This window comes from Shinella sp. AETb1-6 (genome assembly GCF_009826875.1).
Taxonomy (GTDB): domain Bacteria; phylum Pseudomonadota; class Alphaproteobacteria; order Rhizobiales; family Rhizobiaceae; genus Shinella; species Shinella sumterensis.
On sequence record NZ_WUMM01000007.1, the window covers coordinates 104,786 to 130,899 of the forward strand.

Consider the following 26,114-nt stretch of genomic DNA (forward strand, 5'->3'; position numbering starts at 1 on the left):
ATTCTTGTTTTATGCATCCAGCTCGAGCATCAGCGTCGCCAGCGGCGGCAGCGTGATATTGGCTGTTATCGTTCCATCGCCGTGTCTTTTTGCCTGGACGGCGCCGCCATTGCCCTTTCCGCTGCCGCCGTAGATTTCGGCATCGGTGTTCAGTATCTCCCGCCACCGTCCCTCTGCCGGAAGCGGCACGCCGTAGTTCTCGCGGTAAACGGGCGTGAAATTCGTGACGATGGCGATCGGCTTTTCGCCCGGTGCCTTGCGCAACCATGCGAAGACGGAGTTCTCGCGGTCGTCGGCGATCAGCCATTCGAAGCCGTCGCCCTCGCAATCGCGCGCGTGTAGCGCCGCCTTGCGCCGATAGGTGCCGTTCAGGTCGCGCACGAGTCGGCGCATGCCTTCATGCAGCGGGTATTCGAGCAGGTTCCAATCGAGCGCGCGTTCCTCGCTCCATTCCTGCCACTGGGCGAATTCCTGCCCCATGAACAGCAGCTTCTTGCCGGGATAGCCCCACATGAAGCCGTAATAGGCTCTGAGATTGGCGAACTTCTGCCAGTCGTCGCCCTGCATCTTGGCGATCAGCGAGCCCTTGCCGTGCACAACCTCGTCATGGCTGAGCGGCAGCACGAAGTTCTCCGTGAAGGCGTAGAGCAGGCCGAAGGTCATGTCGTTGTGGTGGAACTTGCGGTGAACCGGCTCGCGCGACAGATATTGCAGTGTGTCGTGCATGAAGCCCATGTTCCACTTGAAGCCGAAGCCGAGGCCGCCGTCATGCACCGGCGCCGAGACCTTCGGCCAGGAGGTGGATTCCTCGGCGATGGTCAGCACGCCGGGATGGGCGGCATAGACGCGCGCGTTCATCGTTTGCAGGAAGCGCACGGCCTCGAGGTTCTCGTTGCCGCCATACTCGTTTGGCACCCATTCGCCATGCTTGCGGGAATAGTCGAGATAGAGCATCGAGGCCACGGCATCGACGCGCAGGCCGTCCAGGTGGAACTTCTCGGTCCAGTAGAGCGCGTTGTTGACGAGATAGGAGAGAACCTCGGCGCGGCCGAAATTGTAGATCGCGGTGTTCCAGTCGGGATGAAAACCCTGTCGCGGATCTTCATGCTCATAGAGGGCGGTGCCGTCGAAACGGCCGAGGCCATGCGCGTCCGTCGGGAAATGCGCCGGCACCCAGTCGAGAATGACGCCGATGCCGACCTTGTGGCAGCCGTTGACGAAACGCGCGAACCCGTCCGGCTCGCCAAAGCGCGCGGTCGGCGAATAGAGGCCGGTGGTCTGGTAGCCCCACGACGGATCGAAGGGAAACTCCGAGATCGGCAGGAACTCGATATGGGTGAAGCCCATGTCGACGCAGTAGGGTATGAGACGTTCGGCCAGCTCGTCCCAGGTGAGGAAGCCGCCGCCGTGCTGGCGCTGCCACGAACCGGCATGGACCTCGTAGATCGAGATCGGCTGACGGCGCGCGTCGGCCTCGGCCCAATGTTTCAGATGCGCCTCGTCTTCCCATTTCTGGTCGATCTGGCCGGTGGTGACGGACGCGTTGGCCGGGCGCAATTCCGAGCGTCGCGCGAAAGGGTCGGCCTTGAGCGGCACAAGCGCACCGTCCGGCCCGACGATCTCGTATTTATAGGCGTGGCCGGGCCCGATTTCGGGAAGGAAGATTTCCCAGATGCCGGTGTCGCGGCGCAGGCGCATCATGTGCCGGCGACCGTCCCATGCGTTGAAGGCGCCGACGACGGAAACGCGCTTGGCATTGGGAGCCCAGACGGCAAAGTGGAAGCCGTCGACGCCTTCCAGCGTCATGGGATGGGCGCCCATCTTGTCGAAGAGCCGCAGATGCGAGCCCTGACGGATGTAGTAATCGTCCATCGGGCCCAGAACCGGACCGAAGCTGTAGGGGTCGATCACCACCCATTCCCCGCCCTCATTGCGGGCGTGGTAGCGGATGGGCTGCAACTTCCTGACCGACACCTCGCCGGCGAAGATGCCGGCGGGGTCGAGCTGCTGCAGCGTGCCGATCTCCTTGCCGGCCAGTGTCTGGGCGGTCACTTCCGTCGCGCCGGGCAGGAAGCAGCGGGCGATATATCGGTCGCCCGAGGCATGAAGGCCGAGCACGGCGAACGGGTCCCAGTGCCGGCTTTCGAGGATTGCATCGATGTCCGCCTTCGCCAGAAGCTCTAACGGTTGGTCCGTCGTGCCTTTGTTCGGCGGTGTGGTCATCAAGCTCTCCAGATTTCCTTGGCGTATTGACGTATGGTGCGGTCGGAGGAAAACCAGCCCATACGCGCTGTGTTCCGGATTGTTTTTGAATACCACGACGTTTTGTCGTTCCAGATGCCGTCCACCTCGCGCTGGGCCTTGGCATAGGCGTCGAAGTCGGCAGCCACCATGAACCAGTCGTGGTTGTAGATGCCATCCACGAGGCCGGTGAAACGAGTGCGGTCGTCAGGAGAGAAGACGCCGGAGGAGATGGCGGCGAGCGCCTGCGAAAGCTCCTTCGACTGCTCGATGATGGCGCGCGGATTGTGCCCCTCGGCGCGCACCGTTGCGACCTCTTCCGCCGTCATGCCGAAGATGACGATGTTTTCTTCGCCGACATGGTCGCGCATCTCGACATTGGCACCGTCGAGCGTACCGATGGTGAGGGCGCCATTCAGCGCGAACTTCATGTTGCCGGTGCCCGAGGCTTCCATGCCGGCGGTGGAGATCTGCTCGGACAGGTCGGCGGCGGGAACCATGATCTCTGCAAGCGAGACGTTGTAGTTCGGCACGAAGACGACCTTGAGCAGGCCACGCACGGCCGGGTCATTGTTGATCACCCGGGCGACATCGTTCGCGAGCTTGATGATGAGCTTTGCGTTGTGATAGCTCGGCGCCGCCTTGCCGGCGAAAAGCTTGACGCGGGGCGTCCAGTCGAGTTCGGGATGCGAGCGGATCTGATCGTAGAGCGCGACCGCCTCGATGATGTTGAGAAGCTGGCGCTTGTATTCGTGAATGCGCTTGATCTGGATGTCGAACATCGCGGTCGGATCGATGCGCACGCCCATGCGGCTGCCGACGAGATTGGCGAGGCGGTTCTTGTTCTCGCGCTTGATCGCCGCGAAGCGCTCCTGGAAGTCCCTGTCGTCGGCGAAGGCGTCGAGCGCCGTCAGGGCCTCGGCGTCGTCCATGAACGCATCGCCGATCGCTTCGCGGATCAGGTTGAACAGGCCCGGATTGCACTGCATCAGCCAGCGGCGCGGCGTGATCCCGTTCGTCTTGTTGTTGATGCGGTCGGGATAGAGCTTGTGAAGGTCCGCAAAGACGGTCTCCTTCATCAGCTCGGTGTGGAGTGCGGAAACGCCGTTGATCGAGTGGGAGCCGACGAAGGCGAGGTTGCCCATGCGCACGCGCCGTTCGCCCGATTCCTCGATCAGCGAGATGCTGCGGATCCGCTGGTCCTCGAAGTCCTTTTCCTTGCGGGCCTGCAGGAGGATCTTCGCATTGATCGCGTAGACGATCTGCATGTGGCGCGGCAGCAGGCGCTCGAACAGCGGCACCGGCCAGCTTTCCAGCGCTTCGGGAAGCAGGGTGTGGTTCGTGTAGGAGAAGGTGCGGCGCGAGATGTCCCACGCCGTATCGAAGTCGAGGCCATGCACATCGCTCAGAAGGCGGACGAGCTCGGCGACGGAGACGGCGGGATGCGTGTCGTTGAGTTGGATCGCGACCGCATCCGGCAGCGACGTGAAATCCGGGTATTGCTGGAGATGGCGGCGCAGGATGTCCTGCAAGGAGGCCGAACAGAAGAAGAATTCCTGTCGCAGGCGCAGTTCCTGGCCGGCCGGGGTGGCATCGGCGGGGTAGAGAACACGCGTGAGGCTCTCGGCCTTGTTGCTTTCTTTCAGCGCGCCGATGTGGTCGCCGGCGTTGAAGGCCTCGAGCAGGATCGGATCGATCGGATTGGCGGCCCAAAGGCGCAACGTGTTGACACGCTTCGCCCGCCAGCCGACGGCCGGCGTATCGTAGGCGGTCGCGATGACGCGCTCTGCCGGCTTCCAGACGAAGCGCTGCTTATCCTCGCCGATATTGATCGTTTCGACGACACCGCCGTAACCGATCTCGTAGGAGCTCTCGCGCCGCTCGAATTCCCAGGGGTTGCCATGGGCAAGCCAGGTCTCGGGCAGTTCCACCTGCCAGCCATCGGCCATCTGCTGGCGGAAAAGGCCGTGCACGTAGCGGATGCCGTAGCCATAGGCCGGTACGTCGACGGTCGCCATGCTCTCCATGAAACAGGCGGCAAGACGGCCGAGACCGCCGTTGCCCAGCGCCGCATCCGGCTCCAGTTCGGCGATGACATCGATATCGACGCCGAGCGAGGCGAGGGCCTGGCGCATTTCTTCCATGATGCCGATATTGGTCATGGCATCGCGCATCAAGCGGCCGATGAGGAACTCCAGCGACAGGTAGTAGACGCGCTTGGCGCCCGTCGCATAGGTGCGGCGGGTCGAGTCCATCCAGGCGTCGGTGATACGGTCGCGGGCGACGAGAATGGCAGCCGTCAGCCAGTCATGCGGCTTGGCGACTTTCGGGTCCTTGCCGATACGATACTTCAGCCGTTCGAGAAGTTCGACCGCCAGTTGTTCGACATCTGAGGTGCGGGGCGCCGGAGTGAGGTCGTTGCTGTTAACCCGGTTCATCATCGGCGAACTATGCCCCTCGCGTCAGTCGGTTTTCGGTGCTTCGAAAAGCGCGTTTAAATCAATTTATGCATCTATCCGAAGCGCTTGCAATATGCGTTTTCAAGAAAGGACGCATGCATTTTCGAAGTGTCTTACATGCCATGAAAATACGGAAAACCCGCCTTGCAGGAGCAAGACGGGCCCGATCCGAAGCAAAATTCGGGCTTATTTCGTAAGACGCGACATGATGGCGGCGGCACGCTCACCGATCGCCTTGAATGCGGCGACGAGCTGATCCATTTTTTCCGCCGCGAAATAGTTTCCGGGCTCGCTCACGCAGGCTTTCAAAAGCTGCTGGCCGCGCGTCGGCGCCATGAAAGCCACGCCGTAGACCACCATCCCGTCAGCCTTCGCCTTCGCGCAGATGTCCTTGGTTTTTGTGTCGTCGGACGTGTTGTTGTTGTTACCGTCGGTCATCAGGATGATGTATTTGGTCGGAACCTGGCCGTTCTTTTTCTTGTGCTCATCGTTTTCGGTCGATGCCTTCAGTTTGTTATAGGCTGCCTCCATTGCAGCACCTGAGGCCGTGCCGCCACCTGCAGACAGCGCATTCACTTGGGTGAGGGATGCGCCCGTGCCCCAAACCAAGTTTGATGCCGTGGACATGGAGCTGTTATAGGAGACGGTGCCTGTTCGCACGTACATCGTCTTTGGGTCCGCGGCGTTGAGCTGCGTGAACAAGCTTGCCGCCGCCAATTTCAGGGCCTCGATTTTCTTGATGTAGCAAGGGCTGAAAGTGCCGATGGAAGAACCGCTGTCATTGTATTGTGTACAGCTTTTTTCGGGTATGATCTTCTCGTTGGTATTCGCGAGCATCGAGCCCGATTTGTCGAGCACGAGATACATCGAGAGTGCGTTCTTGGATTCGGTCGCGCTTTCCGTGAAACTCTTTGCGGTAAGCTTGATGCCGTCGTGACCGAGCATCCTCGTAAAGGCGCTGAACTTCACGGAATAGGTTGCTGTGATGTCGATGTTGTAGATCTTGCCATTACTCTCGGTCGTCTTTTGCGAGATGTTGATGATAGGGGCAGCGTCCACGATCGTGGTGTCCCCTTCCTTGACGACGCCGGATGTGCCGCTGATTTGCATGGCAAAGAGCTCTTCGGCGATCTGCTTTGCCTGCGTCGCGGTCTTTTTTTCGTTGGCCAGAGCGGAGGCCGCCGCAAGTGCTGCGGCATCGGTCGCATCCTGAAGCTCGGCTTTCGCCAATACCATCTTGGTCATGTCGATGGCGACGCCGCCGGCGGCGAGGATGACGGGGATCGTGACGGCCGTCACCATGGCGAAATTGCCAAAGCGATCCTTCAGCAGCCGCGATAGAATCGTCCGTCCTTGCGTCTTCTTCGTCATGAGAGTCACCCGCCATTGCCCTGATATGCGGTGAACCTATCAGCGAAGTCTTATTCAACGGTTGGAAGGCGTGGTATAGTTTTCGTAAAATTGCGCCGATGCCGCAATTCCGCGCGCGGTTCTGTTTCCAAACGGGAATTCAGGCCGATTGGCGCACCGGAACCACATCGACCGCCTGGCTGGTCTGGTGTTCGCCGTAGCCCTTGAGAACGCCGATGACGGGGGCCACATCGGCGTAATCACGGCCATAGGCGACGACGATGTGATCGTTTCCGGCGGGGATATTATTGGTCGGGTCGAGTTCCATCCAGCCATTGACCCGGCCGCACCAGTAGCGCACCCAGGCATGCATGGCATCCGCGCCCTCCAGGCGCTCCTTGCCCGGCGGCGGAATGGTGCGCAGGAAGCCGCTGACATAGCCTGCGGGTATGCCGAGGCTGCGCAACGCGACGATCATCACATGCGTAAAGTCCTGGCACACGCCGCGTTTCAGCTTGAAGGCTTCGCGCGGCGTCGTGTCCACGCTCGTCGCCTTGGCATCGTAGGTGAAGTCCTTGTGGATGCGTGCGCAGATCGCCGTCGCGATCTCGCGAACGGTCATATCCGGGTTGACGGTGCTGCGGGCGTAGTCGGCGATTTCAGGGCAGTCCTTCAGGCGCGGGCTGGGGCCGGTGTAATGATGCGGCGAATTGGCATCGAGCGACCAATGGCCGGCGATCTCCGACGGCAGCGCCTCCAGGCGCGGCGAGAAGTCCGCGGCGGTTTGCGGCACGTCGACATGAACGCGGGCCTGCATGCGGATGTCCAGCCGCTCGTGGTTGCTGCGAAACAGGATCGCGCTCATCGGATTTTCGAAGAAGTCGCTGTGATCGACACGCTCGCCGGGCACCGGCGCAACGCCGATCGTGCCGGCGACCAGCCGCTGGCGCCGGCCGAGCGAAAGCGGCAGCACACGCACGATATGCCGGCCGCCGGAAACGGGTGTGTCATAGAGGTAGCCGATGTGAAGGTTGACGTCGTAGAGCATGGTCACAGCGTCTTCCTCCCGCTCAGCTCAGATAGGTTTGCGCAAGGATATCGGAAAGCTTTTCGAGCTCCGCCTCGAAGCGCTTGTAGACAGCGTCGGTCATCGTCTCCGGCGTCATCACGGCAAGGCCGGCATGCAGGCGCATCGCCTCGCGGTAGAACGGCGACATCTGGCCGTTGGCATAGGCGTTCGGCAGCTGCTCGACCTCGTTCTTGATCTCGTTGAGCTGATAGAGGATCGAGCGCGGATTGAGCGGGTCGAGCGCGAGCAGGTCGGTCACGGTGAGGCGCGCCGTGGCGACGTTGTAGCGACGTCTGTGGGTCATCACGCTGTCGCCGATTTCCAAGAGCATGTCGAGCGCGCCGTCAGGGGCATCCTCACCCGACATGTGCCCGAGAAGGCGCGTCATGTGCAGGCCGCGCTCGAGATAGCGGCCGATCGACAGGAAGCGCCAGCCGGTGAAGCGGTACATATTTTCATGCACGAGGCCCGCGAAGCCCGCGAGCTTGCGCAGAAGGACGGTCATGGCCCGCGTCGCGTCATCGCCCGGCTCGACGCTGACGTGGAAGCGCCGGGCGGTCTTTGACAGGTCGTTCAGCGCAAGCCAGCCATCGGGCGAGAAGCGATCGCGGATGTTGCTGGCGGAGAAGACGGCGCTGTCGATGTTGCGGATGAGGCTTGTCGGCACGGCTTCCGACGTGTCGATATCGAGCGCGTCGAGATAATCGGTGACATCCTTCAGCAGCGGCTGGGACGGATCGGCATATTCGGCATAGCGGCCATGCCAGGCCCGCAGGATGCGCAACGCGCCCTCGGCGCGTTCGATATAACGGCCGAGCCAGAAGAGGTTGTCGGCCGCGCGGCTCGGCAGGCTGCCGGGCATGTTGCGGATGAACACCTCTTCCGCGGGCAGCAGGCTGGTGCGCTCCACCGGTTTTTGGCTGACGATCCAGACATCCGCCGCCGAACCGCCCTCCTGCATGGCGATCGCCGACACGTTGTCGCCAGCGCCGATGCGGGCGAAGCCGCCGGGCATGATCTGCCAGCCGTCGCGGGTGCGGGCGGCGAAGACCCGAAGCGACATCGGCCGCGGCACGAGCTTGCCGTCGACGAAGGCGGGGGTGGTGGAAAGCGTGACGGCTTCCTGCCCGACGAGGCTCGGGCCATCCGTCTCAAGCCATTCCGTAATCGACCGTTTTGCCGTTTCGCGCAGCGAGGAACCCAGGACGGACTGCTCGTTGTCGTCGAAGAACGGCCGGGTCGAATAGGCAGGGCCGACGATCATGCGTTCGATATGGGCTGCGACATGGGCGCGCTCGTCTTCCTGGCCGCACCACCAGGTGGCGATGGAGGGAAGGCGCTGATCCTCGCCGAGCAGATGGCGACAGATATTGGGCAGGAAAGAAAGGAAAGCACGCGTTTCCACGATACCGGCGCCAAGCGCATTGACGAAGGTGACGGAACCGGCGCGCAACGCCTCCACCATGCCGGGCGTGCCGATATGGGAGTTCTGGTTCAGTTCGAGCGGATCGGCGAAGGCGGCATCGAGGCGTCGCCAAAGCACGCCGACGGGTTTCAGGCCCGCGACGGTGCGCACCATGACCTTGCCGCCGACGACGGTGAGATCCTCCCCCTCCAGCAGCATGAAGCCGAGATAGCGGGCGATATAGGCGTGCTCGAAATAGGTCTCGTTGGCAAGCCCGGGTGTCAGGACGGCGATACGGTCTTCGGCCGGCTTGCCCGCCTGCAAGGCGTTGCGGAAGGCACCGAAGAAACCGGCGAGACGGTGCGCATGGGTTTCGGCATAGACGTCGGAGAAGGCGCGTGTCGTCGCCACGCGGTTTTCCAGCGCGAAGCCCGCGCCGGACGGGGCCTGCGTTCGATCCGAAAGCACCCACCAGTTGCCGTCAGGCCCGCGGCCGATCTCGAAGGACACGAAATGCAGGAAATGCTGGCCGGCCGGCTGCACGCCCACGAGCGGCCGAAGGAATTCGTTGTTGGATGCGACGAGGGCCGGCGGCAGGAGACCGTTCGCGACAAGGTCGTTCTTGCCGTAGATATCGGCCACCACGGCTTCGAGCAGTTCGGCGCGCTGGATCAGACCGCGCGAGAGTTGTTCCCATTCGGCCTCGTCGATGAGGACCGGAATATGGGAGAGCGGCCAGGCGCGGTCGGTGATCGTTTCCTTGCCATAGGCACGGTAGAACACGCCGGCATCGCGAAGGTAGCGGTCGGCGCGGGCGAAGCGGCCGGAAAGCTCCGTCTCGTCCATCCGCTCCAGCGCCGAGAGGAAATGGCGCCAGACCGGGCGGACATGGCCGTCCGTGTCGACCATCTCATCGGCGACGCCGGGGAGTGGCGCATAGCCGCGGGCCGGCTTTTCGGCCGGTCCGGTTTCGGGCTGTGCCTGCGCACTCGTGGTCTTCACTCACATTCTCCTACAGGCCGCTCAAAGCCCCGGCGGCCGGCGCAGATCCAGCGTCAGCGGGAAATCCGCCGACGGCGTTTCCGGCCACAGCGTGTAGCCGCCCGCCCGATGACCCCACGGTTCGAATCGCGCCAGCCGGCGCGCCTCGGCCTCGTTTCCGTTTACAGGGAAGGTGTCATAGTTGCGTCCGCCGGGATGGGCAACGTGATAAATGCAGCCCCCGATCGCCCGGCGTGACCATGTATCATAAATGTCAAATGTCAGCGGTGCGTTGACGGGCAGCACCGGGTGCAGGCCGGAGGCGGGCTGCCAGGCCTTGTAGCGCACGCCGGCGACCGAAACCCCTTGCGTGCCCGCCGGTTTCAGCGGGACGGGGCGACCGTTGCAGGCGACGGTGTAGCGCGCCGGGTTCGTTGTTTCGAGCTTTACCTGGAGGCGCTCGACAGAGGAATCGACATAGCGGACGGTGCCGCCGATCGCGCCCTGTTCGCCCATGACGTGCCATGGCTCCAGCGCCTGGCGCACCTCCAGGCCGACACCCTCATATTCCACCTCGCCGCAGAACGGGAAGCGGAACTCGAGCTGGGCGGCGAACCATTCGGGCCTCAGGTCGAAGCCGTTGGCGCGCAGGTCGGCCAGCACGTCGAGAAAATCCTGCCAGACATAATGCGGCAGCATGAAACGGTCGTGCAGCGTCGTGCCCCAGCGCACGAAGCCGCCTTCGGCCGGGTTCAGCCAGAAACGCGCGATCAACGCGCGGATCAGCAATTGCTGGGCAAGGCTCATGCGGGCATTGGGCGGCATTTCGAAACCGCGAAACTCCACAAGGCCCAGTCGTCCGGTCGGCCCGTCCGGCGAGAAGAGCTTGTCGATGCAGATTTCCGAGCGATGCGTGTTGCCCGTGACATCGGTGAGCAGGTTGCGGAAGAGCCTGTCGACGAGCCACGGCAGGGGCGGCGCGCCCTGGCCGGGCGGCGGGACCTGCGCGAGCGCGATCTCCAGTTCATACAGCGAATCATGGCGCGCCTCGTCCATGCGCGGCGCCTGGCTCGTCGGGCCGATGAAGAGACCCGAGAAGAGATAGGAAAGCGAGGGGTGGCGCTGCCAGTGCAGCACGAGGCTCTTCAGCAGGTCCGGCCGGCGCAGGAACGGGCTGTCGTTCGGGTTCCTGCCGCCCACGACCACATGGTTTCCGCCGCCGGTGCCGGTATGGCGGCCATCGATCATGAACTTGTCGGCGCCAAGGCGTGAAAGCCGCGCCTCCTCGTAGACCGCGGTGGTGATGTCGACGCAGTCCTGCCAGTCGGAGGCAGGGTGGATATTGACTTCGATGACGCCGGGGTCCGGCGCGACACGAATGACGTTGAGGCGCTCGTCCTGCGGCGGCGCATAGCCTTCGATGTGGACGGCGAGCCCGAGACGGGTCGCCGCCTGTTCGGCGGCCGTCACCAGTTCGAGATAATCTTCCACGCGCTCGACGGGCGGCATGAAGACGCACAGCCTGCCATCGCGGGCCTCGACGCTCATGGCCGTGCGCACGGCGCCGACGATATCGCTGCGCACCTGCTCGACGCGGGCCTGCCCGGCATCGCTCGCCTGAAACGACGCCTCGGCCATTGCGCGGCCGCCTTCCGCCATCACCTTGCCGGCCTGGGCAAAGTCCGGCAGCGGCGGCTTCGCCTCTGAGGGATCGGCGGGGTTGATGTAGGGATAGTCGGACGGCGCGAGGTAGGGCAGCGCGCCGAGCGGCAGGCGATAGCCGACGGGGCTGTCGCCTGGCACGAGGAAGATCTTGCCGCGGCGCGTCTGCCAGCGCTCGCTGATCCAGCGCTTGCCGCTCGCCTTGGCGTTCCACGCCTGCACCGGCAGGATGTGGCCTGTCGGCTTGGTCAGGCCGCGTTCGAAGACGCGCGCGATGCGGTTACGCTCCTCGGGATCTTCGAGTTTCGAGTTCGACGGATCGACATTGTCGGGCAGGTTGCCTTCCTTGATGATCCACTCGGCAGGATCCTCGTAGGCAGGCTGCACCAGATCGGGCGCAAGACCGAGTTCCTGTGCGATGGCGCCCAGAAGGGCCGCCGCGTCGGCTTCACCTACGCCGGCATCGCTGCCTTCCTCGGCAATCAGGTCCGGATTGTGCCAGATCGGCTTGCCGTCGCGTCGCCAGTACAGCGAGAATGTCCAGCGCGGCAGGCTTTCGCCGGGATACCATTTGCCCTGGCCGTAATGCAGGAAGCCGCCCGGCGCGAAGCGCTGGCGCAGGCGCCGGATCAGCTGGTCGGCCTTTTCGCGCTTGGTGGGGCCGACGGCATCGGTATTCCATTCGCCGGATTCGAAATCGTCGATGGAAACGAAGGTCGGCTCGCCGCCCATGGTGAGCCGCACATCGTTTGCCGCCAGCACGCCGTCCACATCGCGGCCAAGCGCATTCAGCGCTTCCCAGCTTTCTTCGGAGAAAGGCTTGGTGATGCGCGGATGCTCGGCCACGCGGTCCACCGTCATGGCGAAATCGAATGTGGTGTTCGCCTCGCCGAAATAGCCGCCGCTGATCGGGGCTGCATTGCGGTAGTGCGGCGTGGCGGCAAGCGGTATGTGGCTCTCGCCGGTCAGCAGGCCGGATGTCGGGTCCAGGCCGATCCAGCCCGCGCCGGGCAGATAGACTTCGCACCAGGCATGCAGGTCCGTGAAATCGACTTCGGTGCCGGAGGGGCCGTCAAGCGCCTTCAGGTCCGGCGTCAGCTGGATGAGATAGCCGGAGACGAAGCGCGCCGCAAAGCCGAGATTGCGCAGGATCTGCACCAGCAGCCAGCTCGAATCGCGGCACGAGCCCAGGCCGACCTGCAACGTCTCCTCCGGCGTCTGCACGCCCGGTTCCATGCGGATGACATAGCCGATCGTCTGCTGGAGGCGCGCGTTCAGGCCGACGACCATGTCCACCGTGCGCTGTCCGGGCGTGCGGTCGACCGTCGCCATGAAGGCTTCGAGCGCCGGGCCCATGGGCTCCGGGGTCCGGTAGATCTCGAGATCTTCGCGCAGGTCTTCCGGATAGTGGAACGGCCAGTGCTCCGCCTGCTCCTCGACGAAGAAGTCGAAGGGATTGTAGACGGTCATGTCGGCGACGAGGTCGACCTCGATCTTCAGTTCGGTGACCGGATCGGGAAAGACGTAGCGGGCAAGGTAATTGCCGTACGGGTCCTGCTGCAGGTTTACGAAGTGGTTTTCGGGCGAGACCTTCAGCGCGTGACTGATGACCTTGGTCTTGGAATGCGCCGCCGGCTTCAGCCGGATGATCTGGGGTCCGAGGCGGACCGGTTTATCGTAGATGTAATGGGTCAGGTGGTAGATACCGGCCTTGATCGACATGCGCGCTCTTGTTCCCCTCGGGCGGTCTCATGCCGCCATCGAGAGGATTTTGTGCGCTGCGAAGAAAGATTGCAAGCGGGATCGCAGTCCGCTTCCCCGATCATGCGCGGCGGTACAGGGCCGGGTGCGCGGCTATGGTCGCGCCGGGAACCTCGAACTGGCCGACGAGCCGGGCGAGGGCCGCGGATTCGCCGGAGAGGCGGTGCGTTACGGCGCTGCTTTCCTCCACCATGGCGGCATTCTGTTGTGTCACGGCATCGAGCTGGCGGATCGTCGCGTTGATCTCGCGTATAGCTACCGACTGGTCGCGGGCGGCGCGGGCGATCTCCTTGACCTCCGCATCGATCGCATGGACCTTGCCAGTGATGGCGCGCAGCACTGTTCCCGTCTCGCGCACGAGGCCGACGCCGCGCGTGACTTCGCCGGCGGATTTCGTGATGAGCGCCTTCACCTCGCGTGCTGCCCCTGCGGTGCGCTGCGCCAGCTCGCGCACCTCCTGGGCCACGACGGCAAAGCCCTTGCCGGCCTCGCCGGCTCGGGCCGCCTCGACGCCGGCATTCAACGCCAGAAGGTTGGTCTGGAAGGCGATATCGTCGATGACGCCGATAATATTCTCGATCTCGTGCGAGGACGTCTCGATCTTGCCGATCGCTTGAACCACGTTGTCCACCACCACCTCCGACGCGGTCGAACTCTTCTTGGTGTCCGAGGCCAGCCGCTCGGCGACCGTCGTGCGCTCGGCAGCTGACTGCACGGCCTGAGTCATTTCGGTGAGCGCCGTCGCGGCCTCTCCGAGCGAGGCGGCCTGCCGCTCGGTGCGTTCGGAAAGCTGGACGAGCGCCTCGTGCATTTCGCTGGAATCGTCCCGGATGCGGTGGGTATTCGTACGCACCGTCGTCATGGCTTCCGCCAGCCGTTCGACGGACGCGTTGTAGTCGGTGCGGATACGGTCGAGCGCTGCGATGAAAGGCGTGTCGATGCGTTGCGTGAGATCGCCCCGGGCGAGATGCTGGAGTGCCTCGGCCAGATGCTGGACGGCGGTTTCCGTCGCCGCGTCCTCCGCTTCCTTGGCTGCATCCCGGGCCGCGCGTTCGTGTTCAGCTTCCGCCCGCATGGTGGCGGTTTCCTGCTGGAGGCGTTCTTTTTCGACGGCTGCGTCGCGGAAAACGACGACGGAGCGAGCCATGTCGCCGATCTCGTCGCGGCGCTCCCGGCCCTCGCAGGCGATCGTCGTATCTCCGGCGGCGAGCCGGTTCATGTCGGCGACGAGGGCGGTGATCGGGCGTGAAAGGCGGCCGGCGAACACAAGGCCGATGGCCGCCGTCATCACGAGGACGCAGAGCGAGACGAGCAGGGTCCAGTTGATGAGGCGTGTGAGGCCGGAAAACACTTCGCTTGATGCCATGACGGCGGCCACGGTGAAGGTGCGGCCGAGGAAATCGAAGCTGGCGGCCGCGAGCCTTGCTTCGGCGCCGCGATGCACGGACAGCGTGGCCTGTGAAATGGCTGCACCATCGGTGCTTGTCAGCAGTTCCGGTGCGATGCGCATCGAAAGCACATCGTCGCTCTCGCCATGGGAGGTGTGGCTAAGAAGATACCCGTCGGCGTCGAGCAGCATGGCCTCGCCGGTTTCGCCGAGCCCGACGTGATTGTTCAGCTTGGCAGCGATACGTTCGATCGGCAGGGCGACGACGAGGACGCCGATCTTGCCGGCGACCGACGAAACGGGAACGACCAGGAAGGCCGATACGCCTCCCCCCGGCGCATAGCTCTCAAAGCCGCCGAAGGCGACGATCGCGGTATCGGTCCCCGGTGCTGCCTGGGCGAAGACCCGCCCGAGGCCGGTGTCCTTCAAGGCCGGATCGCGGATGACGTTGCCACCGAAATCACGCCGCTTTCGCAGCGAATAGACGACATCGCCGCTCAGGTTGACCAGCAGCATGTCCTCGAAGCCGACAGCCTCGGCATTGCGCTGGAAAAAACCGTGATAGCGGCTGTGCATCCGGTCGTATTCGGCGTCTCCCGCGGATTTGAGATCGGCTTTGCCGCCGTAACGCCTCCGCAATTCAGCTGCCTTGTCGCCCTCCGCCGAGCCAAAGGCACCCGACAGATCGTCGAGCGCCTTGGTGACGACCTTCTCGCCGGCAAGATCGCGCGTTTTCTCGACGATGGACTGAAGATATTGCACCAGCTCGTTGCGGCGACCATCCGCCAGCGTCTCCAGTTTCGTCATCGCCGCCGCCGTCGCCTGGCTGGCGCTCAGATACAGACTCGCGACACTGGTTGCCGAAATGGCGACAACGGCCAGCAGCAGCGCTGCCAGCGAAAGCTTCAGGGAAAGACGCATGGAGATGATTTCTGAAAATACGCAGCTACAGAGCATGCCGGCAAGGCGGCTGTCAGAAGATGCATCCTGCGTCCGGAGGCGTATCCGGTTCTGACCGTCGCATTCTAACCGCTGGACATGACGGTTGCGTGACGGTCCGGAGCAGCTTGGCGGTAAGCCCCGTGTTTGTATGTCGCGCCGGAGGCAAGCCGGGCGCGGAGCAAAAGCTGCGCGCCCGGGAAAAATCTTATTCCGGCAAGATGCGCACCGCGCCCTTGTCGGCGCTCGCGGCGAAGGCGGCATAGGCCTTCAGCGCGGTCGTGACATTGCGCTTGCGCGGAGCCGCCGGCTTCCAGCCGAGCTTGTCCTGTTCGGCGCGGCGGGCGGCGAGCTCGTCTTCCGGAACCGCGAGGTTGATCGTGCGGTTGGGGATGTCGATCTCGATCAGGTCGCCCTGGCGCACGAGGCCGATGGCGCCGCCCTGGGCTGCCTCGGGCGAGGCATGGCCGATCGACAGGCCGGACGTGCCGCCGGAGAAGCGGCCGTCGGTGATCAGCGCGCAGGCCTTGCCGAGGCCCTTCGATTTCAGGTAGCTCGTCGGATAGAGCATTTCCTGCATGCCCGGGCCGCCCTTCGGGCCTTCGTAGCGGATGACAACGACATCGCCGGCCTTCACCTCGTTGCCGAGAATGCCCTTCACCGCCGCGTCCTGGCTTTCATAGACGACGGCCGGGCCGGAGAATTTCAGGATCGATTCGTCGACGCCGGCGGTCTTCACGATGCAGCCGTCGAGCGCGATGTTGCCGGAGAGGACGGCGAGGCCGCCATCCTTGGAGAACGGGTGCTCGACGGAGCGGATGACGCCCTTTTCGCCGTCCGTATCCAGCTCATCCCAACGGGCTTCCTGGCTGAAGGCGACCTGGGTCGGGATGCCGCCCGGTGCGGCGCGGAAGAAGGTGCGCACGGTCTCGCTGGAGGTGCGGGTGATATCCCAGCGGTCGATGGCGTCGCCCAGCGTTTCGGCATGCACGGTCGGCGTATCGCGGTGGATGAGGCCGCCGCGTTCCAGTTCACCGAGAATGCGCATGATGCCGCCGGCGCGGTGCACGTCTTCCATGTGCACGTCCTGCTTGGCGGGCGCCACCTTGGAAAGGCAGGGAACGCGGCGCGACAGGGCGTCGATATCGTCGAGATCGAAGTCGATGCCGCCTTCATAAGCGGCGGCGAGGATATGCAGAACCGTGTTGGTCGAACCGCCCATGGCGATATCGAGCGACATGGCGTTCTCGAAAGCCTTCTTGTTGGCGACGTTGCGCGGCAGGATGCTCTCGTCCTCCTGCTCGTAGTAACGGCGGGCGAGATCGACGATCAGGTGGCCGGCCTCGACGAAGAGGCGCTTGCGGTCGGCGTGGGTCGCCAGCGTCGAGCCGTTGCCCGGCAGCGAAAGGCCGAGTGCCTCGGTCAGACAGTTCATCGAGTTGGCCGTGAACATGCCCGAGCACGAGCCGCAGGTCGGGCAGGCGGAGCGCTCGATGACCTTGACGTCCTCGTCCGAAACCTTGTCGTCGGCGGCCGCGACCATGGCGTCGACGAGGTCGAGCGCGTGGGTCTTGCCGTGCAGCACGACCTTGCCGGCTTCCATCGGGCCGCCGGATACGAAGACCGCGGGGATGTTGAGGCGCATGGCGGCATTCAGCATGCCGGGCGTGATCTTGTCGCAGTTGGAGATGCAGACCATCGCGTCGGCGCAGTGCGCATTGACCATGTACTCGACGCTGTCGGCGATGATTTCGCGCGACGGCAGCGAATAGAGCATGCCGTCATGACCCATGGCGATGCCGTCGTCCACGGCGATCGTGTTGAATTCCTTGGCGACACCGCCGGCCTTCTCGATCTCGCGGGCGACGAGCTGGCCGAGGTCCTTGAGATGCACATGGCCGGGCACGAACTGGGTGAAGGAATTCACCACCGCAATGATCGGCTTGCCGAAATCCGAGTCCTTCATGCCCGTCGCGCGCCAGAGGCCGCGGGCACCGGCCATGTTGCGGCCGTGGGTGGTGGTTCGGGAGCGATATGCGGGCATGGTCAGTTCCTCGGAGATGGACGCGGCTGGCATATGGGGCCTTGGCGGCCGCATTGCGAGCCTTGAGAGGGTTCCCTAGCGCAAAACACCCCGCGCGTCACGAAAGGAATGATGATTTTTTGACGGCGCGGCGCAATTTCCTTGCTGGTGGCGGGCTCGGTGCTGACCGTTGTCGGCATGGTGCATTCGTGGCATGGTCCGCGCCATGAACGACAGCAGTCAGGGTTTGGCCGAGGCCGGCGGAGAAGGCATGGAGGCGGCGCTCGACAAGAGCCCGCTCTACCTGCGTATTCGCGATGTGCTGGCCGATGCGATCTCCGGCGGCCGCCTGCCGAAAGGCGCGCTCCTGCTGGAGGGGCCGGTCGCAACGCTCTTTGCCTCCACCCGTACACCGGTGCGCCAGGCGCTCGCCCTTCTCGAAGAGGGGGGAATGGTGCGCCGGTTCGACGGGCGCGGGTTCCTGGTCGGACAGGGCCGCACCGGCCCGAAACGGGTAACGCTGACGGCGGACATGCTGGGCCTCGACGAGGAGGCGCCGGCGTTGCGCAAGGCGCCGGGCTGGGAGGCGATCTACGAGAGTCTGGAACGGGAGATGGTGCACCTCTCCGTCTTCGGCCGCTACCGCATCAACGAGGTAGAGCTTGCGCGTGCCCGGGGTGTGGGCAGACAGGTGGCGCGTGATGCGCTCATGCGGCTGGAAGCGCTCGGTATCGTCGAGAAGGACGAGCGCATGCGCTGGACGCTGGTTCCGCTCGACGAACAGCGCATGCGCGACCTGCATGCCATCCGTGTCGCGCTGGAGCCTGTCGCATTGCTCCAGGCGGCGCCGTTCATTCCGCCCGCTGACCGGAAGGCGATGACGGAGCGGCTGGAGGAGGCGCTGGCCGTCTATCCCGCCCTGTCCGTCGAGGCGATGGACGATCTGGAAACGGACCTGCACATCACCTGCCTCGGCTATTGCCCGAACCGTGAACTGCTGATCGCGTTACGCCGTGCCCATTTCATGCTGAATGTCAGCAAGCACGTTATCGGCGTCTCACACCGCATGCCCGAAGACGAGCCCTTCATCGCCGAGCACCTCGCGGTGTTCCGTGCGCTCGACGTCGAGGATTTCGCCCGGGCGGCCGAGACGCTGCGCCATCATATCGTGGTCTCACTGCCCAAGGTAATTGGGCGGGTTGCGGAATTGCGCGGGGTGCACCGGCCGGACATGCCGGCCTATGCGACGCCGGTGGCGCGCGCCGGAGAACCCGCATGAAGGTGAAGCGCATCGTCGCCAATATCGCGACGACCGATCCCGCATTGGTGGTCGGCTTCTACAAGGATGTGCTGGGGCTGGACCTGCTGATGGACCACGGCTGGATCGTCACCTATGGCAACGAAAGCCCGACATCGCCGCAGGTGAGTTTCGCCTCCGAGGGCGGTGCCGGCACGCCGGTGCCGGCGCTTTCGGTCGAGGTGGACGACGTGGAAGCCGCGTATCTGGCTGCTTGCGCGGGCGGTCATGACATCGAGTACGGGCCGGTTGACGAGCCCTGGGGCGTGCGTCGCTTCTTCGTGCGCGATCCCGCCGGCACGCTGGTCAATATCGTCATGCACAAACGATGATCAGGTAATCGCGCCGACCTGCCAGGGCACGAATTCGTTGTCGCCGTAATCGAAGGCCTCGCTCGCGGTCTTGCGTCCGGACGCGGTTTCGATGACGAATTCGAAAATACGGCGGCCAGCCTCTTCGATCGTCTCGCTGCCATCGACGATCGTGCCGCAGTTGATATCCATGTCGTCCTTGATGTGCTCGTACATGGGCGTGTTCGTGGCGATCTTGATGCAGGGCGCCGGCTTGTAGCCGGAGACCGAGCCGCGACCCGTGGTGAAGGCGACGAGATTGCAGCCACCGGCGATCTGCCCGGTCACGGCTGCCGGATCGTAACCGGGCGTATCCATGAAGACGAAGCCCGGCTCCGTCACCTCCTCGGCATATTCATAGACGGCGTTGAGCGGCATGGAGCCGCCCTTGGCGACCGCGCCGAGCGATTTTTCGAGAATGGTCGTCAGGCCGCCGGCCTTGTTGCCGAAAGAGGGGTTGTTGTTGAGTTCGGCATCGTTGCGCGCCGTGTAGTCGCGCCACCAGTCGATGCGCGACAGGAGCTTTTCCGCAACCTCCGGCCGGGCGGCGCGGCGGGTCAGCAGGTGCTCTGCGCCGTAGATTTCGGGTGTTTCGGAAAGCACCGTCGTCGCGCCCTCCTTTACGAGCAGATCCGAGGCGACGCCGAGCGCGGGGTTGGCGGAGATGCCCGAGTAACCGTCCGATCCACCGCATTCGAGCGCCAGCTTGATGCCCGACAGCGGTTGCGGCGTTCGGCGGATACGGCCGACATCCGGCAACATGTCATCGATCATCTCGCAGGCGGCGTCGATGGTCTTGCGCGTGCCGCCCTGGTTCTGGATCATCATTGTGCGGAAGGTCTTGCCTTCCTCTAGGCCAGCCTCTTCCACGAGCGGGCCGTATTGAAAGGTCTCGCAACCGAGACCGATCATCAGGATGCCGCCGAAATTCGGATTGCGCGCATAACCCTTGAAGGTGCGGGTGAGAATGCGCCCGCCCTCGGATTTGAGGTTCAGCGCGCAGCCGCCGCCATAGGTGAGCGCCACGACGCCATCGATATTGTCGTGGCCGGCCTCGCGGAACCGGCGGGCATAATGCTCCGCCACGTAGCGCGAGACCGTGGCGGAACAGTTCACCGTCGAGAGGATGCCGATATAGTTGCGCGTGCCGATGCGGCCGTTGCCGCGATCGAAGCCATCGAAGGTGCGCCGCCGCTCCTCCGGCACCATGACAGCAGGTGCGTTGTCCACGCAGAATTCATGTTTCAGCGCCAGGTCGAGGATGGCGAGGTTCTGGAGATGCACATGTTCGCCGGGCTGGATGGCCTTCGTCGCATAGCCGATGATCTGGCCGTATTTCAGCACCGGCGCGCCTTCGGCGATATGTGAGATCGCCACCTTGTGGCCGCGCGGAATACGCTCGGCGGCGACCACGCCGTTCACCAGCGCCCGGCCGGCATCGACATTGGCCGGCACGACGCCGACATTGTCTTTCGCGTTGAGTACGAGCACGGCGGGAAGGTCGGCAATCATCGCAGTTCCTCTGTTGCGTCTGCGCATTATGCACTTTGCCGGCAAAAGTCAATATTGCCGGCCGCCCGTCGCGACGGTGTGTGGAGTATCGGCCGGCCGGCCGCTTTTCGCTGTGCCGCGCCGGTGGACGAATGGCGCCCGAACGCCTATGTGTTTTGCGTACACCAGAAGGAGAGGTCCATGCGTCCCATCATCGGCGTCATCGCCGCCGCTTTTGCCGTTCTGTCGCTTGCGGGTTGCAACACGACGTCGTCGGCCGACAACACCACCTATGCACGCCCGCCGGTTTCCGACGGTGGCGTGCGGGTTCCGCTGAACTGATCATTCGATCACGACAATAGAAAAGCCGGCCCGCGATGAACGGGCCGGCTTTCTTTTTCGGCTCATGGTTCAGTGGCTGTCGGCGAGCCTCGCGGCATCGATCGCCGAGGCCTGCTCGAAGCGCACACCGTTGAAGAAGGCGTTGAGAACCACGGCGGCGATGGAAGCGAGCACGATGCCCGATTCGATGATCGGGTGGATCGCATGCGGCATCCACATCAGGTAGTTCGGCGCCAGAAGCGGGATCAGGCCGAAGCCGACGGACACCGCGACGATGAACAGGTTGTTGCGCGAGGACTTGAAGTCCACCGTCGAGAGGATGCGCACGCCCGTTGCCGCGACCATGCCGAACATCACCAGTCCTGCGCCGCCCAGAACGAATGTGGGCACGGCTTCCACCAGCGCGCCCATCTTCGGGATGAGGCCGAGCACGATCATGATGACGCCGCCGGCCACGCAGACATGGCGGCTCTTCACGCCGGTGACGCCGACGAGGCCGACATTCTGCGAGAAGCTCGTATAGGGGAAGGTGTTGAACAGGCCGCCGATCATGGTGCCGATGCCGTCGACGCGCAGGCCCGCCGTCAGCTGTTGCTGCGAAACCTGCCTGCCGGTGATTTCGCCAAGCGCCAGGAACATGCCGGTCGATTCGATCATGACCACGATCATCACGAGCGTCATGGTGGCGATCAGCACGGGATCGAAGATCGGCATGCCGAAATGCAGCGGGGTGACGACCGCAAACCAGCCGGCATCCGACACGCGATCGAAATGCATCATGCCGAGGATGGACGCGGCGAGACAGCCGATGATCACCCCGCAGAGCACCGCGATATTGCTGATGAGGCCGCGGCCGAAACGGGCGATCAGCAGGATGGAGACGAGCACCAGCGCCGAAAGCGCGATATGGCCGGGCTCGGCATAGATCGGGTTTGGAACGCTCGGCGCGAGCGCCAGGCCATCCGGCACGGCCGGGCCGCCGGTTTCGGCGAGCGTCTTCATATGGGCAAGCCATTCGCTATGGGCCGGGTCCACCAGCTTGGGGGCGGTGGGTCCGAAGGGATTGCCGAAGATCCAGTTGATGCCCACGCGCATCAGCGAAACGCCGATGACGAGAATGATCGTGCCCGTCACGATGGGCGGAAAGAAGCGCAGCAGCCGGCCCATGACCGGGGCAAGCAGCAGAGCGATGAAGCCGGCACCGATGATGGCGCCGAAGATCATGCGCGCGCCCTCGATGCCCGGGACGGCATTGGCCATGGAGACCATGGGCCCGACGGAGGCGAAGGTCACGCCCATCATGACCGGCAGGCGGATGCCGACATGACGCCCGAAGCCGAGAGACTGGATGATGGTGACGATGCCGCAGACGAAGAGATCGGCGGAGATGAGGAAGGCGACGTCCTGCGGGCTGAGCTGCAAGGCGCGTCCGACGATCAGCGGCACCGCGACCGCGCCGCCATACATGACGAGCACATGCTGGATGCCGAGGGTGGCGAGCCTGCCCGTGGGCAACCTCTCATCCACGGGATGTATGCTGGATGCGTCGCTCATGGATACTCCTCCTATCACGTCGACCCCTCACGTCCCGTCCTCCAACGGGAGGGGGCATCTTTGGGAGCCGCGGTGCGGGCTGCAAGTATAGGCGGGCGATAAACACTTTACGGATTTCCGGGGTAATCCCGCACGGGCGGATCCACCGGAAACACGATGCACTGCTTAAATTCCATTTTTGCTTCAAGTGCTTGCGTACCGGTCAAGACCGTCGCGCAAGCCGTATGTGACGCTATTTGAACGTCAAAGATCGCGTGCCGTCAACTTTTTCCTGCACTGCACAACTGTCTTGCCGAACATTACTCGGCCGCGGCGGGCGGGGCAGGTTCGGACAGCGTGTTGGCCGTTTCCGGCTTCTTCAGCTTCAGAATGATCGGCGCGAGCAGCGATACCGGCCCGTCTCCCATGTCGGGCGTAAAGGTTGGGAAGGGCGCGGCGCGATTGGCCATGTCAATGGCCATCGCATCCAGTTCGGGATGACCTGACGACGTGACGATGCGGGCACCGGAGACCTTGCCATCGGGTGAAATCGTAAATCCGACGCTGACCTGGAAATCACCGTCCAGTCCGAGCTCGCGGGCTTTTATCACGGCGAGCGCGCTCTGGCGCTTGATCTTCGCGCCGACCGCTTGCGTCCAGTCCTCCTTGTCGCTGGGAGCGGGGCGTTGCGAATTTGTATCCTGTGCGAAGGCGGGAGGAGAAAGCGAAATGGCCGCTGCGGCGAAGGCCGCAAGAATGAAACGTGTCGTCATGTCATCCTCGTTGTCCGGTGGAACATCGGTGGTGGCGACGAGCGTTCAATGCGTCATTCCTTCATGTCTCCGGCCTTCATGTCGCCGGATGGCTGCGCAGCTTTCAGCGCCTCGTCGGCGGCGTCGATCGCCTCGGCCTTGCTTGCGGCCGCGCGCGCTTCCGCATCCGCCTGTTCCTCGGCGGTACGCCGAGCATATCCACCCTGCGCGCGCTCTCCAACAGTCGGCCCGAAATCGATCGTCAGCATGGCCAGGAAGAGGGTGGCGGCGATGACCGCGATGAGCCAGAGGGAAATCCGCATGCGAGCTCCGTTACGCGTTGCCGGTCTCTGGGAAACGGGGGTTGTGGGCTCCGCTGTCTTCAAACCCGCAAAAACAAAAAAGCCCTGTGAAAACAGGGCCTTTTGGATCGAATGGTGGGCGTGACAGGGATTGAACCTGTGACCCCTACGATGTCAACGTAGTGCTCTCCCGCTGAGCTACACGCCCGTTCGATGAGGCGCATAGACCACAAAACATCCGGCGGCGTCAATAGGCTTTTTGAAGCTTTTTTTACGTGCCGTTTTCGTGGTCTTTTCCGTGGCTTAGGCCGCCAGCATCTTGTTGACCTCTTCCACGAGATCACGCAGGTGGAAGGGCTTGGAGAGCACCTTGGCGTCCTTCGGAGCCTTGGAGTCCGGGTTCAGGGCAACAGCCGCAAAGCCGGTGATGAACATGACCTTCAGGTCGGGATCGAGCTCGGTCGCGCGGCGCGCCAGTTCGATACCGTCCATTTCCGGCATCACGATATCGGTCAGGAGAAGCGAAAAGGGTTCTTCGCGAAGCCGGTCATAAGCGCTGGCGCCGTTGTCATAGGACAGCACCTGATAGCCCGCCTTTTCGAGCGCCTTCACGAGGAAGCGGCGCATGTCGTTGTCGTCTTCTGCGAGGAGAATCTTTGGTGTCATGGGAATTCGGGAACCATTGCTGAGGTTATCTGCCCGCGGACGGGCGCTGTTGCTACAAGATCGTATTCCGGTAAATATCCGGTGAATGGGCCAGGACAAGCCCCATCCAGATGCCATCGAGTATGGACACGGCCCAAGCCCGCTGGCAACATGGGCGACGCAATGACTTTCAGGCATGGTAAAGGACGGCAATGGCGGAGGCTTTCAGCGAAATCAGCCACTTCGAAGTGCTGGAGCCGGTTTCGCAGAGCGTGCCCCTCGTTTTCAACTCGCCGCATAGCGGACGACGTTATCCACAGGACTTCCTTGCCCGCTCGCGTCTCGATGCCCTCGGCATCCGCCGGTCGGAAGACCATTATGTCGACCAGCTCTTTTCCGTCGCCCCCGCACTGGGGGCTCCCATGCTCGTGGCGCACTTTCCGCGCGCCTGGCTCGATGTGAACCGCGAGCCCTATGAGCTCGATCCACGCATGTTCGACGGGCCGTTGCCCTCCTATGCCAATATCAGCTCCATCCGCGTCGCGGGCGGGCTTGGCACGGTGCCGCGGGTCGTGGCGGAGAACATGGAGATCTACAAAGGCCGTCTGCCGCTGGAAGAAGCGCTCGAGCGGGTGGAAACCGTCTACAAGCCGTACCATGCCTGCCTGCGCCGCCTCGTGGTGCGAACGCATGTCGCCTTCGGCTTTGCCGTGCTGATCGATTGCCATTCCATGCCCGGCAATATCCGCGTTTCGGGCTCGGGCCTGCGGCCGGACTTCATCATCGGCGACCGGTATGGCACCAGCGCCTCCGGCGACCTGTCGCGCGTCGCCATGCGGCTGCTCGATGACATGGGATTTTCCGTCGTGCGCAACAAGCCCTATGCCGGCGGCTTCATCACCGAGCATTACGGCCGGCCGGCCAAAGGGCTGCATGCCTTGCAGATCGAGGTAAACCGCGGGCTCTATATCGACGAGACGACGCTGGAGAAGAAACCCGACTTCCCGGTGCTGCAGACGGCCATCTCCGCCTTCCTTCAGGACTTTTCGGATTACGTCGAGGAATATGCAGCCGATCGGTCGCTCGCCGCGGAATAGGCCCTGTTTCCTCTCAAAAAAAACCGCGCTTGCGGCGCGGTTCAAGTCTAGGGAGGAAACACCCAAGGAGGGTATTACAGCCACAAGTGACTGCCAGAAGACCCTAATATTGCGCTGCACAAATGTCAAGTGCAGTTGCGAAGAATTCAGCGCTTCGAACAATCGAATCGACCAGCCGAGATTCTCCCCGGTTTCGTTTTGCCTCCCGATGTTTTATGGGGAGAGAGTTTCCTTCGCTTGAGAGAATTCCATGCTACCTGACCGTGCCTTTTTCGACCTTCTCGCCGAAGCGGCCAAGAAGGAAACCCTTCCGCGTTTCCGTGTCGGCGCCGATGTGGTCAACAAGGAAGCCGGCGGCTTCGATCCGGTGACGGAAGGCGACCGCGCCGCCGAAACCGCAATCCGCGCACTGATCGAGCAGCATTTTCCCGAGCACGGCATTCTCGGCGAGGAGCACGGCTCCGTCGGGCTCGACCGCGAATATGTCTGGGTGATCGATCCCATCGACGGCACCCGCGCCTTCATTTCCGGCGTGCCGGTCTGGGGTACGCTGATCGGCCTCTACCGCAACGGCGATGCCGTGATGGGGCTGGTTGACCAGCCCTTTACGGGCGAGCGCTATTTCGCGGATGGCAAGGCGGCGCATTATGCCGGCCCCGATGGCAGCAAGACCCTCTCCACCCGTCCGTGCGCCAGCCTTGCCGATGCGATCATGTTCACGACCTCGCCGCATCTCTTTACCGGCGACAGGCGGGCCCGTTTCGAGGCCGTCCAGGACAAGGTCCGCCTCTTCCGCTACGGCGTGGACTGCTACGCCTATGCGCTGCTGGCGGCCGGCCATGTCGACCTCGTCGTGGAATGCGGGCTGAAGCCCTACGATGTCGGCGGCCTCATCCCCGTCATCGAGCAGGCGGGCGGCATCATCACGGCCTGGGATGGCGGGCCGGCGGAGCGCGGCGGAGAGATCATCGCCGCCGGAAGCCGCGCGGTCTATGACGAGGCGATCGCGCTGCTTCGCGGCTGATCGG

At 63.6% G+C, this 26,114-nt stretch carries 18 protein-coding genes and 1 tRNA gene; 5 read left to right on the top strand and 14 right to left on the bottom strand.

Going from position 1 to position 26,114, the window contains the following annotated elements; genetic code table 11:
• Positions 1-9: 9 nt before the first annotated feature.
• The 8 genes from glgB to ilvD all read right to left on the bottom strand — a co-directional run bounded on the left by glgB (position 10) and on the right by ilvD (position 17,298).
• Positions 10-2,223 carry a 1,4-alpha-glucan branching protein GlgB gene (glgB, locus tag GR158_RS14325; protein ID WP_160871548.1) on the bottom strand — a complete coding sequence of 738 codons (2,214 nt, stop codon included), beginning with the start codon at positions 2,221-2,223 and terminating at the stop codon, positions 10-12.
• A complete protein-coding gene (locus tag GR158_RS14330) occupies positions 2,223-4,682 on the bottom strand; it encodes a glycogen/starch/alpha-glucan phosphorylase (RefSeq protein ID WP_371731649.1) in 2,460 nt (819 codons plus the stop codon). The genes glgB and GR158_RS14330 overlap by 1 nt, the downstream gene beginning before the upstream one ends.
• 204 nt (positions 4,683-4,886) lie before the next feature.
• The gene (locus GR158_RS14335; RefSeq protein WP_160871549.1) at positions 4,887-6,071 is read right to left on the bottom strand and encodes a VWA domain-containing protein; all 1,185 of its coding nucleotides are present in this window, start codon (positions 6,069-6,071) and stop codon (positions 4,887-4,889) included.
• 139 nt (positions 6,072-6,210) lie between these two features.
• Positions 6,211-7,098, bottom strand: coding sequence for a transglutaminase family protein (locus GR158_RS14340; RefSeq protein ID WP_160871654.1), 888 nt, complete (start codon positions 7,096-7,098; stop codon positions 6,211-6,213).
• A gap of 22 nt (positions 7,099-7,120) precedes the next feature.
• Positions 7,121-9,526: a circularly permuted type 2 ATP-grasp protein gene (locus GR158_RS14345; protein WP_371731650.1), complete on the bottom strand. Its 2,406-nt coding sequence runs from the start codon at positions 9,524-9,526 to the stop codon at positions 7,121-7,123.
• Between the two features lie 21 nt (positions 9,527-9,547).
• Complete coding sequence (locus tag GR158_RS14350) at positions 9,548-12,889, bottom strand: DUF2126 domain-containing protein (protein WP_160871550.1); 3,342 nt, start codon at positions 12,887-12,889, stop codon at positions 9,548-9,550.
• A 100-nt stretch (positions 12,890-12,989) separates the two neighbouring features.
• Entirely contained in the window at positions 12,990-15,236 is a 2,247-nt protein-coding gene (locus tag GR158_RS14355) for a methyl-accepting chemotaxis protein (RefSeq protein ID WP_160871551.1), read from the bottom strand.
• Positions 15,237-15,462: 226 nt separating this feature from the next.
• The gene (ilvD, locus tag GR158_RS14360) at positions 15,463-17,298 is read right to left on the bottom strand and encodes a dihydroxy-acid dehydratase (RefSeq protein ID WP_134645919.1); all 1,836 of its coding nucleotides are present in this window, start codon (positions 17,296-17,298) and stop codon (positions 15,463-15,465) included.
• 205 nt (positions 17,299-17,503) lie between these two features.
• Between ilvD and GR158_RS14365 the strand changes: the two genes are divergently transcribed.
• On the top strand, positions 17,504-18,556 hold the full coding sequence (locus tag GR158_RS14365; protein WP_160871552.1) for a GntR family transcriptional regulator: 1,053 nt from the start codon (positions 17,504-17,506) through the stop codon (positions 18,554-18,556).
• Positions 18,553-18,906 carry a VOC family protein gene (locus GR158_RS14370; RefSeq protein ID WP_160871553.1) on the top strand — a complete coding sequence of 118 codons (354 nt, stop codon included), beginning with the start codon at positions 18,553-18,555 and terminating at the stop codon, positions 18,904-18,906. Before GR158_RS14365 ends, GR158_RS14370 begins: the two co-directional genes overlap by 4 nt.
• On the opposite strand, the gene GR158_RS14375 is transcribed toward GR158_RS14370, so the two are convergent.
• Positions 18,907-20,436, bottom strand: a complete 1,530-nt coding sequence (locus tag GR158_RS14375) for a UxaA family hydrolase (RefSeq protein WP_160871554.1) — start codon at positions 20,434-20,436, stop codon at positions 18,907-18,909.
• Positions 20,437-20,616: 180 nt separating this feature from the next.
• Here GR158_RS14375 and GR158_RS14380 point away from each other — a divergent pair, with 180 nt between their 5' ends.
• Entirely contained in the window at positions 20,617-20,757 is a 141-nt protein-coding gene (locus GR158_RS14380) for a hypothetical protein (RefSeq protein ID WP_160871555.1), read from the top strand.
• A gap of 69 nt (positions 20,758-20,826) precedes the next feature.
• Here the strand turns inward: GR158_RS14380 and GR158_RS14385 are convergent, their stop codons facing one another.
• The 5 genes from GR158_RS14385 to cpdR1 form a co-directional block, all read right to left on the bottom strand.
• Positions 20,827-22,311, bottom strand: coding sequence for a nucleobase:cation symporter-2 family protein (locus GR158_RS14385; protein ID WP_160871556.1), 1,485 nt, complete (start codon positions 22,309-22,311; stop codon positions 20,827-20,829).
• Between the two features lie 299 nt (positions 22,312-22,610).
• Positions 22,611-23,063 (bottom strand): energy transducer TonB, encoded by a 453-nt coding sequence (locus GR158_RS14390; protein ID WP_160871557.1) that lies wholly within the window; start codon positions 23,061-23,063, stop codon positions 22,611-22,613.
• Positions 23,064-23,116: 53 nt separating this feature from the next.
• On the bottom strand, positions 23,117-23,365 hold the full coding sequence (locus GR158_RS14395) for a hypothetical protein (RefSeq protein WP_160871558.1): 249 nt from the start codon (positions 23,363-23,365) through the stop codon (positions 23,117-23,119).
• A 112-nt stretch (positions 23,366-23,477) separates the two neighbouring features.
• Positions 23,478-23,552 (bottom strand) — tRNA-Val (locus tag GR158_RS14400).
• Positions 23,553-23,647: 95 nt separating this feature from the next.
• The gene (gene cpdR1, locus GR158_RS14405; protein ID WP_023512679.1) at positions 23,648-24,010 is read right to left on the bottom strand and encodes a response regulator CpdR1; all 363 of its coding nucleotides are present in this window, start codon (positions 24,008-24,010) and stop codon (positions 23,648-23,650) included.
• 191 nt (positions 24,011-24,201) lie between these two features.
• Between cpdR1 and GR158_RS14410 the strand changes: the two genes are divergently transcribed.
• Complete coding sequence (locus GR158_RS14410; RefSeq protein WP_160871559.1) at positions 24,202-25,086, top strand: N-formylglutamate amidohydrolase; 885 nt, start codon at positions 24,202-24,204, stop codon at positions 25,084-25,086.
• Between the two features lie 250 nt (positions 25,087-25,336).
• A complete protein-coding gene (gene hisN, locus GR158_RS14415; protein ID WP_134645903.1) occupies positions 25,337-26,110 on the top strand; it encodes a histidinol-phosphatase in 774 nt (257 codons plus the stop codon).
• Positions 26,111-26,114 lie beyond the last annotated feature (4 nt).